At 61.3% G+C, this 15903-nt stretch carries 15 protein-coding genes and 1 riboswitch; of the genes, 6 read left to right on the top strand and 9 right to left on the bottom strand.

Going from position 1 to position 15903, the window contains the following annotated elements; genetic code table 11:
- Positions 1–182, bottom strand: a riboswitch (yybP-ykoY riboswitch).
- Between the two features lie 214 nt (positions 183–396).
- The 4 genes from ACK3SD_RS10365 to manX are packed head-to-tail and all read right to left on the bottom strand — an operon-like array spanning position 397 to position 3622.
- Positions 397–864, bottom strand: a complete 468-nt coding sequence (locus ACK3SD_RS10365; RefSeq protein WP_481125422.1) for a DUF986 family protein — start codon at positions 862–864, stop codon at positions 397–399.
- A gap of 45 nt (positions 865–909) precedes the next feature.
- Entirely contained in the window at positions 910–1773 is an 864-nt protein-coding gene (locus ACK3SD_RS10360; protein WP_137763481.1) for a PTS mannose transporter subunit IID, read from the bottom strand.
- A gap of 13 nt (positions 1774–1786) precedes the next feature.
- Positions 1787–2587, bottom strand: coding sequence for a PTS mannose/fructose/sorbose transporter subunit IIC (locus tag ACK3SD_RS10355; protein WP_481125421.1), 801 nt, complete (start codon positions 2585–2587; stop codon positions 1787–1789).
- A 54-nt stretch (positions 2588–2641) separates the two neighbouring features.
- Positions 2642–3622, bottom strand: a complete 981-nt coding sequence (gene manX, locus ACK3SD_RS10350; RefSeq protein WP_481125420.1) for a PTS mannose transporter subunit IIAB — start codon at positions 3620–3622, stop codon at positions 2642–2644.
- A gap of 565 nt (positions 3623–4187) precedes the next feature.
- Here manX and ACK3SD_RS10345 point away from each other — a divergent pair.
- The gene (locus ACK3SD_RS10345) at positions 4188–5741 is read left to right on the top strand and encodes a TerC family protein (protein ID WP_481125419.1); all 1554 of its coding nucleotides are present in this window, start codon (positions 4188–4190) and stop codon (positions 5739–5741) included.
- A 31-nt stretch (positions 5742–5772) separates the two neighbouring features.
- Here ACK3SD_RS10345 and ACK3SD_RS10340 read toward each other — a convergent pair whose 3' ends face one another.
- From ACK3SD_RS10340 to pabB, 4 genes are all read right to left on the bottom strand, one after another.
- A complete protein-coding gene (locus ACK3SD_RS10340) occupies positions 5773–7335 on the bottom strand; it encodes an EAL domain-containing protein (protein WP_481125418.1) in 1563 nt (520 codons plus the stop codon).
- A 258-nt stretch (positions 7336–7593) separates the two neighbouring features.
- Complete coding sequence (gene sdaA, locus ACK3SD_RS10335) at positions 7594–8958, bottom strand: L-serine ammonia-lyase (protein ID WP_137763476.1); 1365 nt, start codon at positions 8956–8958, stop codon at positions 7594–7596.
- Positions 8959–9292: 334 nt separating this feature from the next.
- On the bottom strand, positions 9293–9904 hold the full coding sequence (locus ACK3SD_RS10330; protein WP_481125417.1) for a CoA pyrophosphatase: 612 nt from the start codon (positions 9902–9904) through the stop codon (positions 9293–9295).
- Positions 9901–11289, bottom strand: coding sequence for an aminodeoxychorismate synthase component 1 (gene pabB, locus ACK3SD_RS10325; RefSeq protein WP_481127533.1), 1389 nt, complete (start codon positions 11287–11289; stop codon positions 9901–9903). Before pabB ends, ACK3SD_RS10330 begins: the two co-directional genes overlap by 4 nt.
- A 146-nt stretch (positions 11290–11435) precedes the next feature.
- On the opposite strand from pabB, the gene ACK3SD_RS10320 reads away from it, so the two are divergent.
- Entirely contained in the window at positions 11436–11660 is a 225-nt protein-coding gene (locus tag ACK3SD_RS10320; RefSeq protein WP_137763473.1) for a YoaH family protein, read from the top strand.
- 46 nt (positions 11661–11706) lie between these two features.
- Here ACK3SD_RS10320 and purT read toward each other — a convergent pair whose 3' ends face one another.
- The gene (gene purT, locus ACK3SD_RS10315; RefSeq protein WP_481125416.1) at positions 11707–12885 is read right to left on the bottom strand and encodes a formate-dependent phosphoribosylglycinamide formyltransferase; all 1179 of its coding nucleotides are present in this window, start codon (positions 12883–12885) and stop codon (positions 11707–11709) included.
- A 410-nt stretch (positions 12886–13295) separates the two neighbouring features.
- Between purT and cspE the strand changes: the two genes are divergently transcribed.
- From cspE to yqfB, 4 genes are all read left to right on the top strand, one after another.
- Positions 13296–13505, top strand: a complete 210-nt coding sequence (gene cspE / locus ACK3SD_RS10310) for a transcription antiterminator/RNA stability regulator CspE (protein ID WP_481125415.1) — start codon at positions 13296–13298, stop codon at positions 13503–13505.
- 182 nt (positions 13506–13687) lie between these two features.
- On the top strand, positions 13688–15070 hold the full coding sequence (dbpA, locus tag ACK3SD_RS10305; RefSeq protein ID WP_481125414.1) for an ATP-dependent RNA helicase DbpA: 1383 nt from the start codon (positions 13688–13690) through the stop codon (positions 15068–15070).
- Between the two features lie 112 nt (positions 15071–15182).
- Positions 15183–15521 carry a YebG family protein gene (locus ACK3SD_RS10300; protein WP_137763469.1) on the top strand — a complete coding sequence of 113 codons (339 nt, stop codon included), beginning with the start codon at positions 15183–15185 and terminating at the stop codon, positions 15519–15521.
- 26 nt (positions 15522–15547) lie between these two features.
- Positions 15548–15853 carry a N(4)-acetylcytidine aminohydrolase gene (gene yqfB / locus ACK3SD_RS10295; protein WP_481125413.1) on the top strand — a complete coding sequence of 102 codons (306 nt, stop codon included), beginning with the start codon at positions 15548–15550 and terminating at the stop codon, positions 15851–15853.
- Positions 15854–15903: the final 50 nt, after the last annotated feature.

Genomic DNA, 15903 nt, shown 5'->3' with positions numbered 1-15903 from the left:
TCGGCCGGGTGCCTTCATACGCACGTAACCCACCCCCGAACCTATTGACGGAGTTACATGCCTATGGTCTCGCCAACCTTACCTGGCTGCCCGCACCACGTTTTAGAAAAAAACGAGTATGTTGATGCGGGCGTTTCTGAAATAGAGTGTTCAGAAACCGGCTACTCCCCAATGACGGCGCAACATTAGCATATTATTTCTGCCCCAGACAACACTAAATCTATATGGGTAAACGTCCCCGCATATACCGTGGTTAAATAACCACCAACTTCGGGCGGGAATAGAAAATAAAATAATGATTAGCCTGCGTGCAGGAAAAACGGCAGAAGTGTTGAAAATAAAAGCAGATATAGCCAAAGCTATAATTGGAATATAGCCTTGGCTATATTTTTGTTTTTATGTAATATTTTGATTTTTATAGAGAATGTTTTTTATGTTCTCGAGATCGCTTATATGTTGTACGTGGATTGGCAGCGCACGATTTTCAAGTTGAATGAATAACACTCCCTGCTCAGATAAATGAAGATGACGAATGCGCGTATAGGAAATGAACCAGTTGGCGTAGTAAAACCCCTGCGGTTTAAACAGTAATTTGGGCCGACGGACAAAAGAAATATAGAGCGTGGCAATTAACAGGAAGGTCAGTAAATAGAGGGTAAGGGGATCACCCTGGCCGGAAAAATGGCGGTAAATCACGATACCGAGCAGCACGATAAAGATCACGCTATCCAGCCGGTTCTTTCGCAATAAGTTAACCTGCAACAAGGTGTTACCCCGGCGGCGCGGCAACCACCACTCCAGGCACAGGGCATAGGCCAGCAACAGGGTGATACCCAACAGCAGCAGGCCATTCGTCAGGGTCATGGGTGCTCCTCAGAGAGGCCGGGAGCCAGGCTCCCGGCAGGGGGATTACAAACCAAACAGGCCAACGGCGTAGCCGAGGATGCCAATCACGAAGAAGCCAATGATAATCCACAGCGCATTGACCTTATGCCGCAGCAGCCACATGCAGCCGAAGGTAAGCAGCAGCGGCACCAGCCCCGGCATCAGCTGGTCGAGGATAGTCTGTACCGTGGTGACCGTGGTGTTGCCGGCCTGATCGGTGATGCGCGACACCTCCAGTGGGATGTTGACATGCGTCCACTTGTTAACCAGCGCCCCCATCACAAACAGGCCGAGGATTGATGCCCCCTCGGTCATCTTTTGCAGGAAGCCGCCGCCCATGTCATTGACGATGTTCACCCCCTTGCGATAGCCATAGGCGACACCGTAGTAGCGCGTCACCAGCCGCAGCAGGTTGAACAGTACAAAGAACAGCACTGGCCCGAGCAGGCTGCCGGTCATCGCCAGCCCGGCGCCCAGCGCTGCGAACACTGGCCGCACCGTGCCCCAGAAGATCGGGTCGCCGACGCCAGCCAGCGGCCCCATCAGGCCCACCTTCAGGCCGTTGATCGCGCCGTCGTCGATGGGCGCGCCGTTGGCACGCTGCTCCTCCATCGCCATGGTGACGCCCAGCACCGGCGCGGCCACGTAGGGGTGGGTGTTGAAAAATTCCAGGTGACGTTTAATCGCCTGCTTGCGCTCCTCGGAGTTCTCCGGGTAGAGGCGACGGATCACCGGCACCATGGAGAAGCAGAAGCCCAGCGCCTGCATCCGCTCAAAGTTCCAGGAGCCCTGAAACAGGTTGGAGCGCAGGAACACGTCGCGTACGTCGCCGGAGGTCAGTTTCTTCTGGTCGGGCGTCGTGGTTTGTGGGTTTTGGTGCTCACTCATCGGATTGCCCCTGTTAATCAAGTTCGTTATCGAGATCGTTATTGGCAGGCGCGGCAGCTTGGGTGCCGGCCGGGCGGTTATATTTCGGGCTGAGCTGGATATAGAGGATCGCCATCACGATGCCGATCACCCCGAGCGCCACCAAGTTGAAGTTGGTGAAAGCAGCGGTGACGAAGCCCAGGTAGAAGAAGGGCATCAGGTAGCCGGCGCGCATCATGTTGATCACCATCGCGTAGCCGACCACCACGATCATGCCACCGGCAATGTTCAGGCCGCTGGTGACCACCTCCGGGATGGAGCTGAGCAGGTCATTGACCACGGCGGTGCCCACCGACACGGCAACAATCGCCGCCGGAATGGCGATGCGCATGGCCTGCAAGATCAGCGCCGAGATGTGCAGCCAGGTGATGCCGGTCAAACTGCCGCGTTCGGCAGCCTTGTCGGCGGCGTGCTGGAAGGCCACCGTCAGGGTACGCACAATGATGGTCAGCACCTGTCCGGCAGCGGCCAGCGGAATGGCCAGCGCGATGCCAGCGCCAATCGACTGCCCGCCAGCGATCACCAGAATGGTCGAGATGATCGACGCCAGCGCGGCATCGGGTGCCACCGCGGCACCGATGTTCATCCAGCCAAGGGCGATCATCTCCAGCGTGCCGCCAATCAGGATGCCGGTTTTCATGTCGCCCAGCACCATGCCAATCAGGGTACAGGCCACCAGCGGGCGGTGAACCTGGAACTCATCCAGCACCGATCCCATGCCAGCGACGCAGGCGACGATAAAGATTAAAACGATTTGTAGGGTGGAGATCTCCATACACTCTCTCCTTCAGGCCAATGGCCCGGTTGGGTGGGGTTGCGTCGCCGCGCGTCAGGCGCTGGCCTTGTTGATCAAATCCATCATTTTGAGCCGGCTGTCACTGGCGACCTTGCGCACCTCCAGTTCGATGCCACGCTCGTTCAGCGCCTTAAAGGCGCTGACGTCCTGATCATCGACGGAGACGGCATTGGTCAACTGCTTCTTGCCGATTTTATAGGCCATGCCGCCAATGTTGACGGAAGTGATGGTCACGCCCTCGCGCACCACCCGCAGCACATCCGTAGGGTTGGTGAACAGCAGCATTACGCGATCGTTGGCATATTTCGGGTTGTTGTAGACGCGCACCGCCTTGGCGACGTCGACCACATGGGCGGTGACGCCCGGCGGGGCGACCTGCTTCAGCAGGGTACTGCGCATGGTGTCGGCCGCCACCTCATCGCTGATCACGATAATGCGTGACACCCGCGTCTCCTTGGTCCAGCGGGTCGCCACCTGGCCGTGGATCAGGCGGTCATCAATGCGCGCCAGCCCAATCTGCATGTGGCCGCCGGGGCCAGCGGGTGGCGTGCTGGCTGGGGCCGCGGGCGGCGGCTTCGTCGCCTCCGCGGTGGGCGCGCTCACCTCCGGCTCCAGTTCCAGGGTCTTGAGCGCCTTGACCCCCTGCCGGCCGCTCTCCAGCGCCACCCGCGTCAACGCCTCCAGCGTTGGGTTATCATCACGTGCCATAAAGGTTTCGGCCAGCATCGGGACATTCACCCCGGTGACCACTTCATAATGCTCTTCGCTGTGCGCTACCCGGCTGGCGGCATTGAACGGGCTGCCGCCCCAGACATCCACCAAAAACAGCACGCCCTCTTGGGTATCCAGGGTCTGGACGATCGCTTGGTATTTGTCGATCAAGGTTTCTGCATTCTCGCCGGGGACGAAATCGATAAAGGCCACATTGCTCTGCGCCCCCAATACCATCTCCGCGGTTTTCAGCAATTGCTCGGCCGCCTGCCCGTGCGTGCCGATGATAATAGCAATGCTCACTCGCTACCTCCTGTGGGTCTATTCCGGCGGCACCCCTTTTCGGGCTGCCGTCCGGCTGGCTTTTATGGGATAAAACAACGCCCGCTCCACCCTGGCGAAAAGGCGAAGAAATAATAAATACCCTAATATTTTCAGTTGGATGAACAACAGGCGTTAGCAACCCCATTTATTTTAGTCAGTAAAAAAATATTTTATGTGATGCCGCTCCGTTATTTGTTGATGCGTCAATTCAATGTAAAACAGTGTAAAAAGTGTCACGTTCATGACCAGGTGATTCAAATTGTAAACAGGGGATATGGCTGGTAAATAAAAATGCTGATACAGTGCCGGTTCTTATTATCACGAGGAGTACAGGGTTTAACCCACTTTATGGACTGTCACCGACGTCGCTCTCTGTTTATTGATCGCCTGCTGCCGGCCTGCCGCGAAACACGCACGATCTTCCGCTTCACCCCACTGTTCAACGCCTCCCCCTGCCATGACCACCCGTGGGCGCCCCTGCGTCTGGCGGCGCATGGTCTGGCTGGTTTTTGCCCGTTAACCCGTTCACTTTCTGGAGTCTGACATGGAATTTTTGCTGGATCCCTCAATCTGGGCCGGTTTACTGACGCTGGTGGTGCTGGAGATTGTGCTCGGCATCGACAACCTGGTGTTCATCGCCATCCTGGCGGACAAGCTGCCGCCAAAGCAGCGTGACAAGGCGCGGCTGATTGGCCTGTCGCTGGCGCTGGTGATGCGTCTGGGCCTGCTGTCACTGATCTCCTGGCTGGTGCGCCTGACTACGCCACTCTTCGCCATCGGTAGCCTGAGCTTCTCTGGACGCGACCTGATTCTGCTGTTTGGTGGGGTGTTCCTGCTGTTCAAGGCCACCACCGAACTGCATGAGCGGTTGGAGGGGCAACATGGCAATGGCGAGAACAACCGCGGCTATGCCAGCTTCTGGCTGGTGGTGCTGCAAATTGTGGTGCTGGACGCCGTCTTCTCGCTGGACGCGGTGATCACCGCCGTCGGGATGGTGGACAATCTGGCGGTGATGATGACCGCGGTGGTGATCGCGATGGGCGTGATGCTGGTGGCCTCAAAGTCACTGACGCGCTTCGTCAATGCCCACCCGACGGTAGTGGTGCTCTGCCTGAGCTTCCTGCTGATGATTGGCCTGAGTCTGGTGGCAGAGGGCTTTGGCTTCCACATTCCGAAAGGCTACCTCTACGCGGCCATCGGCTTCTCCATCCTGATTGAGCTGTTCAACCAGATTGCGCGCCGCAACTTCCTCAAGCATGAGTCGCGCCGCCCGCGCCGTGAGCGCACCGCCGAGGCGATCATGCGCCTGATGGGCGGCCGCCGCCAAAGTGACGCCGCCGAGCCAGCGCAGCCAAACGACACGCCGGTGGTGGAGGCCTTTGCCGAAGAGGAGCGCTATATGATCAGTGGCGTCCTGACGCTGGCCTCCCGCTCACTGCGCAGCGTGATGACGCCGCGTACTGACATCTCCTGGGTCGATGCCGATCGCCAGCCAGAGGAGATCCGCGGGCAGTTGCTGGACACGCCGCACAGCCTGTTCCCGGTCTGCCGTGGCTCGCTGGATGAGGTGGTGGGTGTGGTGCGCGCCAAGGATCTGCTGGTGGCGCTGGAGCAGGGCGAGGATATCGTCGCCTTTGCCGCCCAGACCCCGCCGATCATCGTGCCGGAGACCATGGACGTCATCAACCTGTTGGCCGTGCTGCGCCGCGCCAAAGGGCGGCTGGTGGTGGTCAGCAACGAATTCGGTGTGGTGCAGGGACTGGTGACGCCGCTGGATGTACTGGAAGCGATCGCTGGTGAATTCCCGGACGAGGATGAGACGCCGGACATCGTACCGGAAGGCAAAGGCTGGCTGGTGAAGGGCGGGGCGGATGTGCACTCGCTGGAGCAGGCGCTGAACTGTTCCGAGCTGGTCAGCCCCTCCGAGGATTACGCCTCACTGGCTGGCCTGCTGCTGTCGCATATTGGCCAGATGCCGCAGGCGGGCGACGTGCTGGAGCTGCACAACTTCCGCTTTGAGATCCGCGAAGTGTCAGACTACCGCATCGATCTCATCTACGTCGAACGGCTGCCGGAGGCCGACGCCGAGCAAGAGTAACGCACACAGCGGCCAACCGGCCGCTGTTTTTTTATCGGCCGCGGGCGGCGTCAAATGCCGCCAGCCACGCCGGGAAGGCGGTGAGCAGCATGGGCCGCGCATAGTAGTAACCCTGCACCGCCTCCACCTGCCGTTCGCGCAGGTAGGCGATCTGCTCCGCCGTCTCCACCCCCTCCACCACTAGTTTCAGGTTCAGCCGCTGCGCCAGGGTTATGATCATGTCCGTCACGGTGGCGTTGACCGCGTCAGTGCCGATGGCGGCGGTGAAGCCCTGCTCGATCTTCAGCGCATCCGGGTTGAGCGCCTTCAGGGTACTCAAGGCGTTGTGGCCGGTGCCAAAATCATCAATCGCCAGCAGCACCCCCAGCGCCTTGAGTCGCGCGATCAGGCCGGGGTCAATCTCTGCCAACGTACTGCGTTCGGTTAGCTCCACCATCAGCGTCGGCTGTGGTTGGCAGGGGAGCCATACCTGCTCAATGTCGCGCACGATTTGCTGGCGCTCAAAGTGGCGCGAATCGACATTGACGCTGATATAAAAATCCGCGCTGGCCGGGAAGAGGGCAATCTGTTGCGCCACCTGCTCCATCAGGTAGCGGGTGAGGGGCACAATCAGGCCATGCTCCTCCGCCAGCGGGATAAAGACATTCGGTGGCACCGCGCCATAGCGCGGGCTGTCCCAACGCAGCAGCGTCTCAATGCCGACGCAGCGCTCGCTGTGGCAATCGACAATCGGCTGGCAGAAGACGGCGAACTCCTGATGGGCCAGGGCATAGCCCAGCGGATGGGCCAGCGTCATGCGCCGTCCGGCTGCCAGCCAGGCCGCGCCCGCCACCAGCAGGCTGAGCAGCAGCGCCAGCGGCAGGTGCTGGTAGAGTTGGGTGGCCGCCAGCCGGTGCGCGGAGAGCGCATAGAGTGATATGGAGAAGGGGTAGCGCGCGGAGTGCCAGGTAAACTGCGGCGTCTCATGCAGCTCCTGGGGGGAGGTCAGCGTGGCTTTGTGGTACTCCAGGCTATTTCCCGAGACATTCAGCACCAGCCGGTCGGCATAGGGCGGCTGCGGCTCCAGCAGGAAACCGGTCAGCAGCCGGATATTGAAGATGTAGATCTGGCCGCTGTCATCACGCGGGCCGAAGGATTTCCACAGCAGCATCAGCGGCTCACGCAGGGCCGGCTCGTCGGCATGGATCAGCACCAGCTGCCGATCCTTGGGCGGCAGAACCGGCAGGATGGCGGTAAAGGGCTGGTTGAGCGTACCGCGCAGGCTAGAGCAGACCAACCGGCCATCCCGCACCAGCACAATTGAGCGCAGGGTTTGCAGCGCCGCCGCCTGCTGCATCAATTTGGGCTGGATCTGCGGGCAGTCCATGCCATAGAAAGCATCAAAGCCAAGCGGCACCCGATCCACTGGCGCAATCAACATATCCAGCTGCTGTACCGTGTGCGCCACCAGCCCCTGCTGGCTATGGGCGATGCGGCGGCTCTCTTCATAAAAACGCAGCGCCAACACCAACAGCAAGGTCAGCAGGCCAATGGCGGCCGCCAGACTCCAGCGGTAGAAACGGTATTTGGCGATGGCGTCAACAGGCGTCAGCATAGCGCAATCCCTTATTCTTATGGTCTGGCTGGCCGTGAACAGGCGGGCAGCCCCGGACGCCCGGCTGCGAAAGGGAGCAGGAGGGCGTGAAGGCCGCCGCACTGGCCGGCATCCCGTGCACAAAATTATAGGATTCCCGCGCGCGCAAGCAGGAAAAATATCAATAATATTGATAGATGCGTCAGAGGAAGGGGAAGAGAACCGGCCACCGCGTGGGGGTGACCGGCAAAACCCGACGGGGGGGCCGCCGGGAATCAATCAGTCACACTGGACCTTGATGGCGAGGCCGCCGCGCGAGGTTTCGCGGTATTTGGCGTTCATGTCCTTGCCGGTCTCGTACATGGTTTCGATCACCTTGTCGAGGGAGACGCGCGGCGCGCTGGTGCGGCGCAGCGCCATACGCGCGGCGTTGATCGCCTTCACCGAGGCGATGGCGTTACGCTCAATGCACGGCACCTGCACCTGGCCGCCGACCGGGTCACAGGTCAGCCCCAGATTGTGCTCCATGCCAATCTCAGCAGCGACACACACCTGCTCCGGGCTTCCACCCAGCAGCTCCGCCAGACCGGCAGCGGCCATCGAGCAGGCGACGCCCACCTCACCCTGGCAACCCACCTCCGCGCCGGAGATGGAAGCATTCATCTTGTAGAGCGCGCCAATGGCCCCGGACGCCATAAAGTAGCGGACATAGATCTCAGGCGACACCGGCTCAATGAAGTGGTCGTAGTAGGCCAGCACCGCCGGCACGATGCCGCAGGCACCGTTGGTTGGCGCGGTCACGACCCGGCCACCGGCGGCGTTCTCCTCATTGACCGCCAGCGCGAACATATTCACCCAGTCAATGACGTTCATCGGATCGCTGGAGAGCTTGTCCGAGGCCACCAGCATCCGGCGCAGCGCGGAGGCGCGGCGTGGCACCCGCAGCGGGCCGGGCAGCACGCCCTCCGTGTTCAGGCCACGGTCGATGCAGGCGCGCATGGTCTGCCAGATCTGGCCAAAGTAGCGCTCAATCTCCGCCTTGCCATGTAGCGCGATCTCGTTCTGCATCACCAGCCCGGAGAGCGACAGCCCGGTCTGGCTGCAATGCGCCAGCAGGTCGCTGGCGTGGTTGAAGGGGTAGGGCATGGCGATCTCATGGGTGTCCGCCTGGCCGAAGTGCTCCTCATCGACGATGAAGCCGCCGCCGATGGAGTAGTAGGTCTTGCTGTAGATGCACTCCTCGCCCGCGTAGGCGTGGATCTGCATCCCATTCTCATGCAGCGGCAGGTTGTCCTGACGGAAAATCATGCCGCCCTCACGCGGGAATTCTACCTCATGGCGGCCATTGGCCAGCAGCAGCCGCTGGCGCTCGGTCACGTCGCGGATGAACGCCGGGATACCGTCAATGTCCACGCTGTCCGGCAGGTTGCCGGCCAGTCCGAGGATAATGGCGATATCAGTATGGTGGCCCTTGCCGGTCAGGGAGAGCGACCCGTAAACCTCAACGGCGATACGGGTTACGGCAGGCAAAAGATCGCGGCTGACCAGATCATCAGTGAACTGTTTGCCCGCTTTCATAGGCCCAACAGTATGGGAACTCGACGGGCCAATGCCGATCTTAAACATGTCGAAAACGCTGATCACACTCAAACTCCTTCACGGGGAAAAACGGGGGGCTGTATAAAAAGCAGCCATCATGCTTATTGTAGTGTTGCCGCCCTGCACCCAAACCCCTTTTCGCATGAAATAAACGCATCCGTGCGCAGCGGCTGGGTGGTGAAAAAAAGATCACAAAACACCGCGACACAGGCAATGAGCAGTTTCTCATACAAAAAACAGGGATTTTTACAGTAGCAAATTAGGTCAGGAGGCTAATATACAGAAGATTACCATAAATACGGTGACAGGGATCGCCTTCCTCTATGCATAATCAGCAAGATTGCGCACAAAAAGGCGATGGCAGAGGATGACGTGATGCTCAGGGCGCGAGTGGGGAGCTGTTCATGCTATATCCGTCCTCTGGACGGCCGACATGCTGCGACAGTTCACGGATGATGCCAGCGGTCATGCCCCAGACAAACTGCTGCTGATACCAGCTTAAATAGATGCGGTGGCGAATGCCGCGCCGCTCGATGTCCAGCGGCGTATAGCGTGACAGCCGTAGCGCCTCCTGCAACGGAATCTCAAACACCTCTGCCACCTCATCGGCATTGGGTTGCAGCACGATATCCGGCGACACCAGCCCCACCACCGGCGTGACCTGAAAGCCGGTGGAGCTTTCGACCGGCCCCAGTTGCCCCAGCACCTGCACCGCCTCAGGCGGGATGCCCACCTCCTCGTGCGCCTCGCGCAGCGCGGTGAAGATCAGCGAGCGATCGTCGGGATCAGCCGAGCCGCCGGGAAAGGCGACCTGTCCGGCATGTTTGCGCAGCGTGTCGGCACGGCGGGTCAGCAGCAGCGTCGGCGCTGGACGGCAGACCACCGGCAGCAGCACCGCCGCCTGACGCACCGCGCGCGGCGGCCGCGCCGGGGCGGGCTGTTGCAGCATAAAGCGGGTAATGAACTCATCCAGCGTATAGTCAGCACTCATTCGGTAGTGTCCCTCTCCGGTTGCCGGGCGTGGTCGCGCAGTTGCGGCAGGATGCGTGCCACCTTGTCAAAGGTCTCCTGGTACTCCGCCTGCTCGTCGCTGTCGGCGACGAGGCCGCCGCCAGCCCAGCAGTATAGCCGCCCCTGCTCGGCCAGCAGCGTACGGATGGTGATATTGGTGTCCATCGCGCCGCACAGGCTCAGGTAGCCGATGCTGCCGCAATAGGCGTTGCGGCGCTGCGGCTCCAGCTCCTCAATGATCTCCATCGCCCGCACCTTGGGCGCGCCGGTGATGGAGCCGCCGGGGAAGCAGGCGCGCAGCAGGTCAGTGGCATGGCGATCGTCCGGCAACCGGGCGGTAATGGTGCTCACTAGATGGTGCACCGCCGGGAACGGCTCCACCACGAACAGCTCCGGCACCCGCACGCTGCCCGGCTCGGCGACGCGGCCGATGTCATTGCGCAGCAGGTCAACAATCATCAAATTCTCTGCCCGGTCTTTCTCCGAGGCGGCCAGCCGCGCCGCCTGACGGGCATCCGCCTCCGGGTCAGCCAGCCGTGGCAATGTGCCCTTGATGGGGCGGGTCTGGATCTGCTGCTGCTCCAGCCACAGGAAGCGCTCCGGCGAGACGCTCAGCACCGCCTGTTGCGGCAGGCGCAGGAAGGCGGAGAAGGGCGCGCGGTTGCTGGCGTTAAGGCAGGTGAAAGCCTGCCACTCACAGCCTTGGTAGGGGGCAGAGAAGCGCTGGGTCAGGTTGATCTGGTAACAGTCGCCGCTACGCAAATAGGCCTGTACCCGGCGGAAACGCTCGCCATAGCCCTCGCGGCTCAGGTTGGCCTGCCACTCGCCGGTCAGGCGAAAATCCGCCACTGGCGCGGGCAGGGCGGCGTGGCGCGCCAGCCAGGCGAGGCGGGCATCCCGATCGCCAAGGCACACCAGCGTCAGGCGCTGGCGATGGTGATCCGCGATCAACGCCCAGTCATAGATGCCGACCGCCATATCCGGCGCACGTAGATCGGCCTCCGCCTGCGTCGGCAGTGCCTCCACCCGTCTGCCGAGATCGTAGCCAAACAACCCCAGCGCACCGCCCTGGAACGGCAAATCCGCCTCGGCGGTCGGCGTCACGCCCAGCGCGGCCATGGCTTCCCTGACCAGCATGAAGGGATCGGCATCACTCACGCGCGTGCCGGTCATATCCTCAATCACGGTGGAGGCCCCCTGCGTCACCAGCGTGGCGCAGGGGTCTGCCACCAGAATATCGAAGCGGTTATGCAGGTGATCCGCCTGCCCAGAGTGCAGCAGCATCGCCCACGGCAGGGAGGAGAGGGGGGCAAAACGCGTCAGCAGCGCATCAGGGGTATAGTCGAGGGTGGTGGTCGTGCACATGATCTCAAGCAATCTCAGCGGCCTGCCGCCGGGGCGGCAAAAAAGAGGCAGCCAGCCTACCACAGAACCCCGGCAGAGGGGAAAGCAGGCCGCTAGGTCATCGGCCCGCTGGCGCGTATACTGGAACATTAACAGAGGAGAGATCCATGCAATCGGGTATGCCGGCACTTACACACCAGGAGCAGCAGCAGGCTGCGGAACGTATTCACCAGCTCATGGAGCAGGGGATGAGCAGCGGGGAGGCGATCGCGCGGGTCGCGCAGGAGATCCGGGAAGCCCACCGTGGCGCACAGGTGGCGGTGCGTTTTGACGAAGAGGATGAGCAGGATCAGGATGACGAGGCGGAAGAGGAGGACGGGCACGCCCGTTAACCCCTGCCAGCCACAACGGGCGCAGAAGCGCCCGTGATGTTTTGAATCAGCCGCTCACCTTGACGGCAGCCGCGGCCTGAATGGCGCGCTCGACCGCCGCCTCGACCGTGTCGCCGGTCGCCAGTGCCACGCCAAGGCGGCGCTTGCCAGCAATCTCGGGCTTGCCGAACAGGCGGATCTGGTTATGGCCGCCCAGCGCCTGTTCCACACCAGCAAAGCGCACGTCGCCGCTGGTCAGCTCCGGCAGAATGACCGCCGAGGCTGATGGGCCAAACTGGCGCACCTCGCCAATTGGCAGGCCAAGGAATGCGCGCACATGCAGCGCAAACTCCGACAGATCCTGTGAAATCAGCGTCACCATGCCGGTATCATGCGGGCGCGGCGACACTTCACTGAAGATCACCTCATCGCCACACACAAACAGCTCGACGCCAAACAGGCCGCGGCCGCCCAGCGCCTTCACCACTTGCTCAGCAATGGCCTGCGCGCGTTGCAGCGCCAGTTCACTCATCTGCTGCGGCTGCCAGGACTCACGGTAGTCACCCTCTTCCTGACGGTGGCCGATTGGCGCACAGAAGTGGATGCCATCCACCGCGCTGATGGTCAGCAGGGTGATCTCGAAATCAAAACGCACCAGCCCCTCGACAATCACCCGCCCGCCGCCAGCGCGCCCGCCCTGTTGGGCATACTCCCAGGCGGCTTGCATCTGGTCTGCGGTGCGGATCAGGCTTTGGCCCTTGCCGGAGGAGCTCATCACCGGCTTAATGATGCAGGGCAGGCCAATCTCCTCCACGGCCTGGTGGAAAGCGCTTTCGCTGTCAGCAAAGCGGTAGCTGGAAGTAGGCAGGCCCAGGGTCTCCGCCGCCAGACGACGGATGCCCTCGCGGTTCATGGTCAGGCGGGTGGCCTCGGCGCTCGGCACCACGTGGTGGCCCTCCTGCTCCAGCGTCACCAGTAAACTGGTGGCGATGGCCTCGATCTCCGGCACGATAAAGTCAGGGCGCTCGCGCTCAATCACGGCGCGCAGCGCGTCGCCATCCAGCATATTGATCACGTGGCTGCGGTGGGCGACGTGCATGGCCGGGGCATCGGCATAGCGGTCAACGGCGATGACTTCCAGGCCAAGACGCTGGCACTCAATGGCCACTTCTTTACCTAATTCACCCGAGCCTAACAGCATGACACGGGTCGCGGAGGGGCGCAGGGCAGTTCCAAGGATCAACATAGCTTACCTATCTGTTTCAGGGTTGACTGACTCGACTTAAAAATGACGCGCGCAGTATAAACGAAAACGTTTGCGTGTGCAGCCGTGCTGACGTTCTTTGGCCCGCGTTCATGTGTGATTTTTAGGCACCGACGGCAGGCCATGCCATCCACGCATCGGGCGTTTTGTCAGGAAAACCAATACAATCCATAGCTTAGGACAGGAGAAAAATTTGCGCTGCCCGCATGAATATGCGTTAATTCCCCGGTCCTGCGGAGCAGGCAGCAGGTGCGGTACCTCAATGGGATGAGCGGTTTTTATGGGATGGCCCTCCCGGCTTTTCAGCGGTTCTGGTGTCGTTATCCTGATGCTGGCCTGTGGCGCAGGGCGTCTCGCGCCTGCGGGCAGACTTATCAATGAAGGAAAACGCCATGAGCAAGAAAACTGGCCACGTGAAGTGGTTCAACGAATCCAAAGGCTTCGGCTTCATCACCCCGGCTGACGGTTCCAATGACCTCTTCGTCCACTTCTCGGCGATCGTTAGCGACGGCTTCAAAACCCTGGCGGAAGGGCAGCAGGTGGAGTTCTCCGTACAGGAGACCCCGCGTGGCCCATCGGCTGCCAACGTGGTCACCATCTGACTGCGCATTGCCGCCCCGTGCGGTGAGCGCCTGAAAACCCGCCCGGCGCGGGTTTTTTTGCCCTAGGCCCCCGCCGTGTTACCGCGCCCGGCCCGCTCTCTGCTATGATGGGCGCTTGCCGGAACTGACTGTATTGCAGCACACGCCCGCCCCCCTTTTTTTCCATCATAAGAGCGACTGTCTTGAGCACACTCCCATTTTCTTCCCTGCCGCTGCCGGCGGAGCAACTCGACAATCTGGCGGAACTGGGTTACGCCACCATGACCCCAGTACAGGCCGCCGCCCTGCCGGCCATCCTTGATGGCCGTGACGTCCGTGCCAAGGCACAGACCGGCAGCGGCAAAACCGCCGCCTTCGGCATTGGCCTGCTGGACAAGATTGTCGCTGGCCAGTACCTCACTCAGGCGCTGGTGCTCTGCCCAACCCGCGAGCTGGCGGATCAGGTGAGCAAAGAGCTGCGCCGCCTCGCGCGCTTCACCCAGAACATCAAGATTCTGACCCTGTGCGGCGGCCAGCCCATTGGCCCGCAGCTTGATTCGCTGGTGCGTCCGCCGCATATCGTGGTCGGCACGCCGGGCCGGGTACAGGAGCACCTGCGCAAGCAGACGCTGAACCTGGACGCACTGCGCCTGCTGGTGCTGGATGAGGCCGATCGTATGCTCGACATGGGCTTCAGCGATGACATCGACGAGGTGATCCGCTACACCCCGCCGCAGCGCCAGACCCTGCTGTTCTCCGCCACCTACCCGGAGGGGATCGCCCGCATCAGCGCGCGTGTCCAGCGCGAGCCGCTGACGATTGAGATCGACGGCGGTGAGCAGCCGCCCTCCATTGAGCAGATTTTCATCGAAACCAGCCGTGACAAACGCCTGCGCCTGCTGACTGGCACTCTGCGCCACTACCAGCCGGCCTCGTGTGTGGTGTTCTGCAACACCAAACGCGATTGCCAGGAGGTGGCCGACGCGCTGGCTGCCGAGAACATCAGCGCGCTGGCCCTGCACGGCGACCTGGAGCAGCGTGACCGCGATCAGGTGCTGGTGCGCTTCGCCAACCGCAGCTGCCGGGTGCTGGTGGCGACCGATGTCGCCGCGCGCGGCCTCGACATCAAGGATCTGGAGCTGGTGGTGAACTACGAGCTCTCCTTCGACCCCGAGGTGCACGTCCACCGCATTGGCCGCACCGGCCGCGCGGGTACGGCCGGTGTGGCGGTCAGTTTCTGCGCCCCACAGGAGATGGTGCGCGTGCACGCGCTGGAGGATTACCTCGCCATCCGCACCCAGTGGCAGCCGGCTGACAAGCTGATGGCGACCCCGTCCGTGGCGCTCGAGCCAGAGATGGCTACGCTCTGCATCGATGGCGGCCGCAAGGCGAAAATCCGCCCCGGCGATATCCTTGGCGCGCTGACCGGTGACGCCGGGCTGACGGCGGCGGAAGTCGGCAAAATCGACATGTTCCCGGTACACGCCTATGTGGCGATCCGCCGTGCCAGCGTCCGTCGTGCGCTCTCGCAGCTCCAGCAAGGTAAAATCAAAGGCAAAAGCTGTAAAGCCCGGTTATTGAAGTAATTTATTTTTTGGGAGGCGGGTTCCGGTTTGTGCGAAAGGGCTTGCCTCCCCGTCCTATTTTCCTTAAACTGTATATCTATACAGTAGTGTGCCATTAAGAGGATTAACACTCATGACGGTTGAAGTGAAATATGTCGTGGTGCGACAAGGCGAGGAAAAGATGACGTTTGCGACCAAGAAAGAGGCTGACGCTTACGACAAGATGCTGGATCTGGCCGATACCCTGTCTGAATGGCTGGCCCATTCCGCACTGGAGATGGAAGAGGGCGAGCGTGAAAGCCTGAGCTTCTTCCTGGCCGAGCATAAAGATCCGCTGACCCAGATCCTGCGCGGCGGTTCGCTGGAGAGCGTGCTGGCGAGCAAAGCGGAAGAGGGTGCTGAAGAGCCTGCGCGCCTGAAGCCCAAGGGCCGCGGCAAAGAGGCGGCGGACAGCGACAATCAGGCCGCCTGAGCCTGACGCCATCAAGGAGTGATGCCATGCGATCCTTTACCTTCTATCGCCGCTTCCAGGATGACATCCTGGCCGGCCGCAAAACCATTACCCTGCGTGACAGCCTTGAGGCCGACGTCACGCCGGGTGAGGTGTTGTGCGTCTCGCGCCTTGAGGATGGCGGCGTCTTCTGCCATCTGCGCGTGCTTGCCGTGACGTCGGTGGCCCCTTCCGAGCTAAACGACACCCATGCCCGGCAGGAGAACATGTCCCTCCCTGAGCTGCGACAGCTTATCCAGACCCTCTACCCCGATATCCAGCAACTCTACTGCATTGAGTTCGCCCTCTGTTAAGGGCTATCATGCCTCTTTTGTTAAGATGTTGTTTTCAGGTTGCCTGAGGC

Source organism: Chimaeribacter sp. YP20170169 (assembly GCF_056739715.1).
Note: the sequence above shows the minus strand (reverse complement) of the source record. Positions and strands in the feature narration are given on the sequence as shown.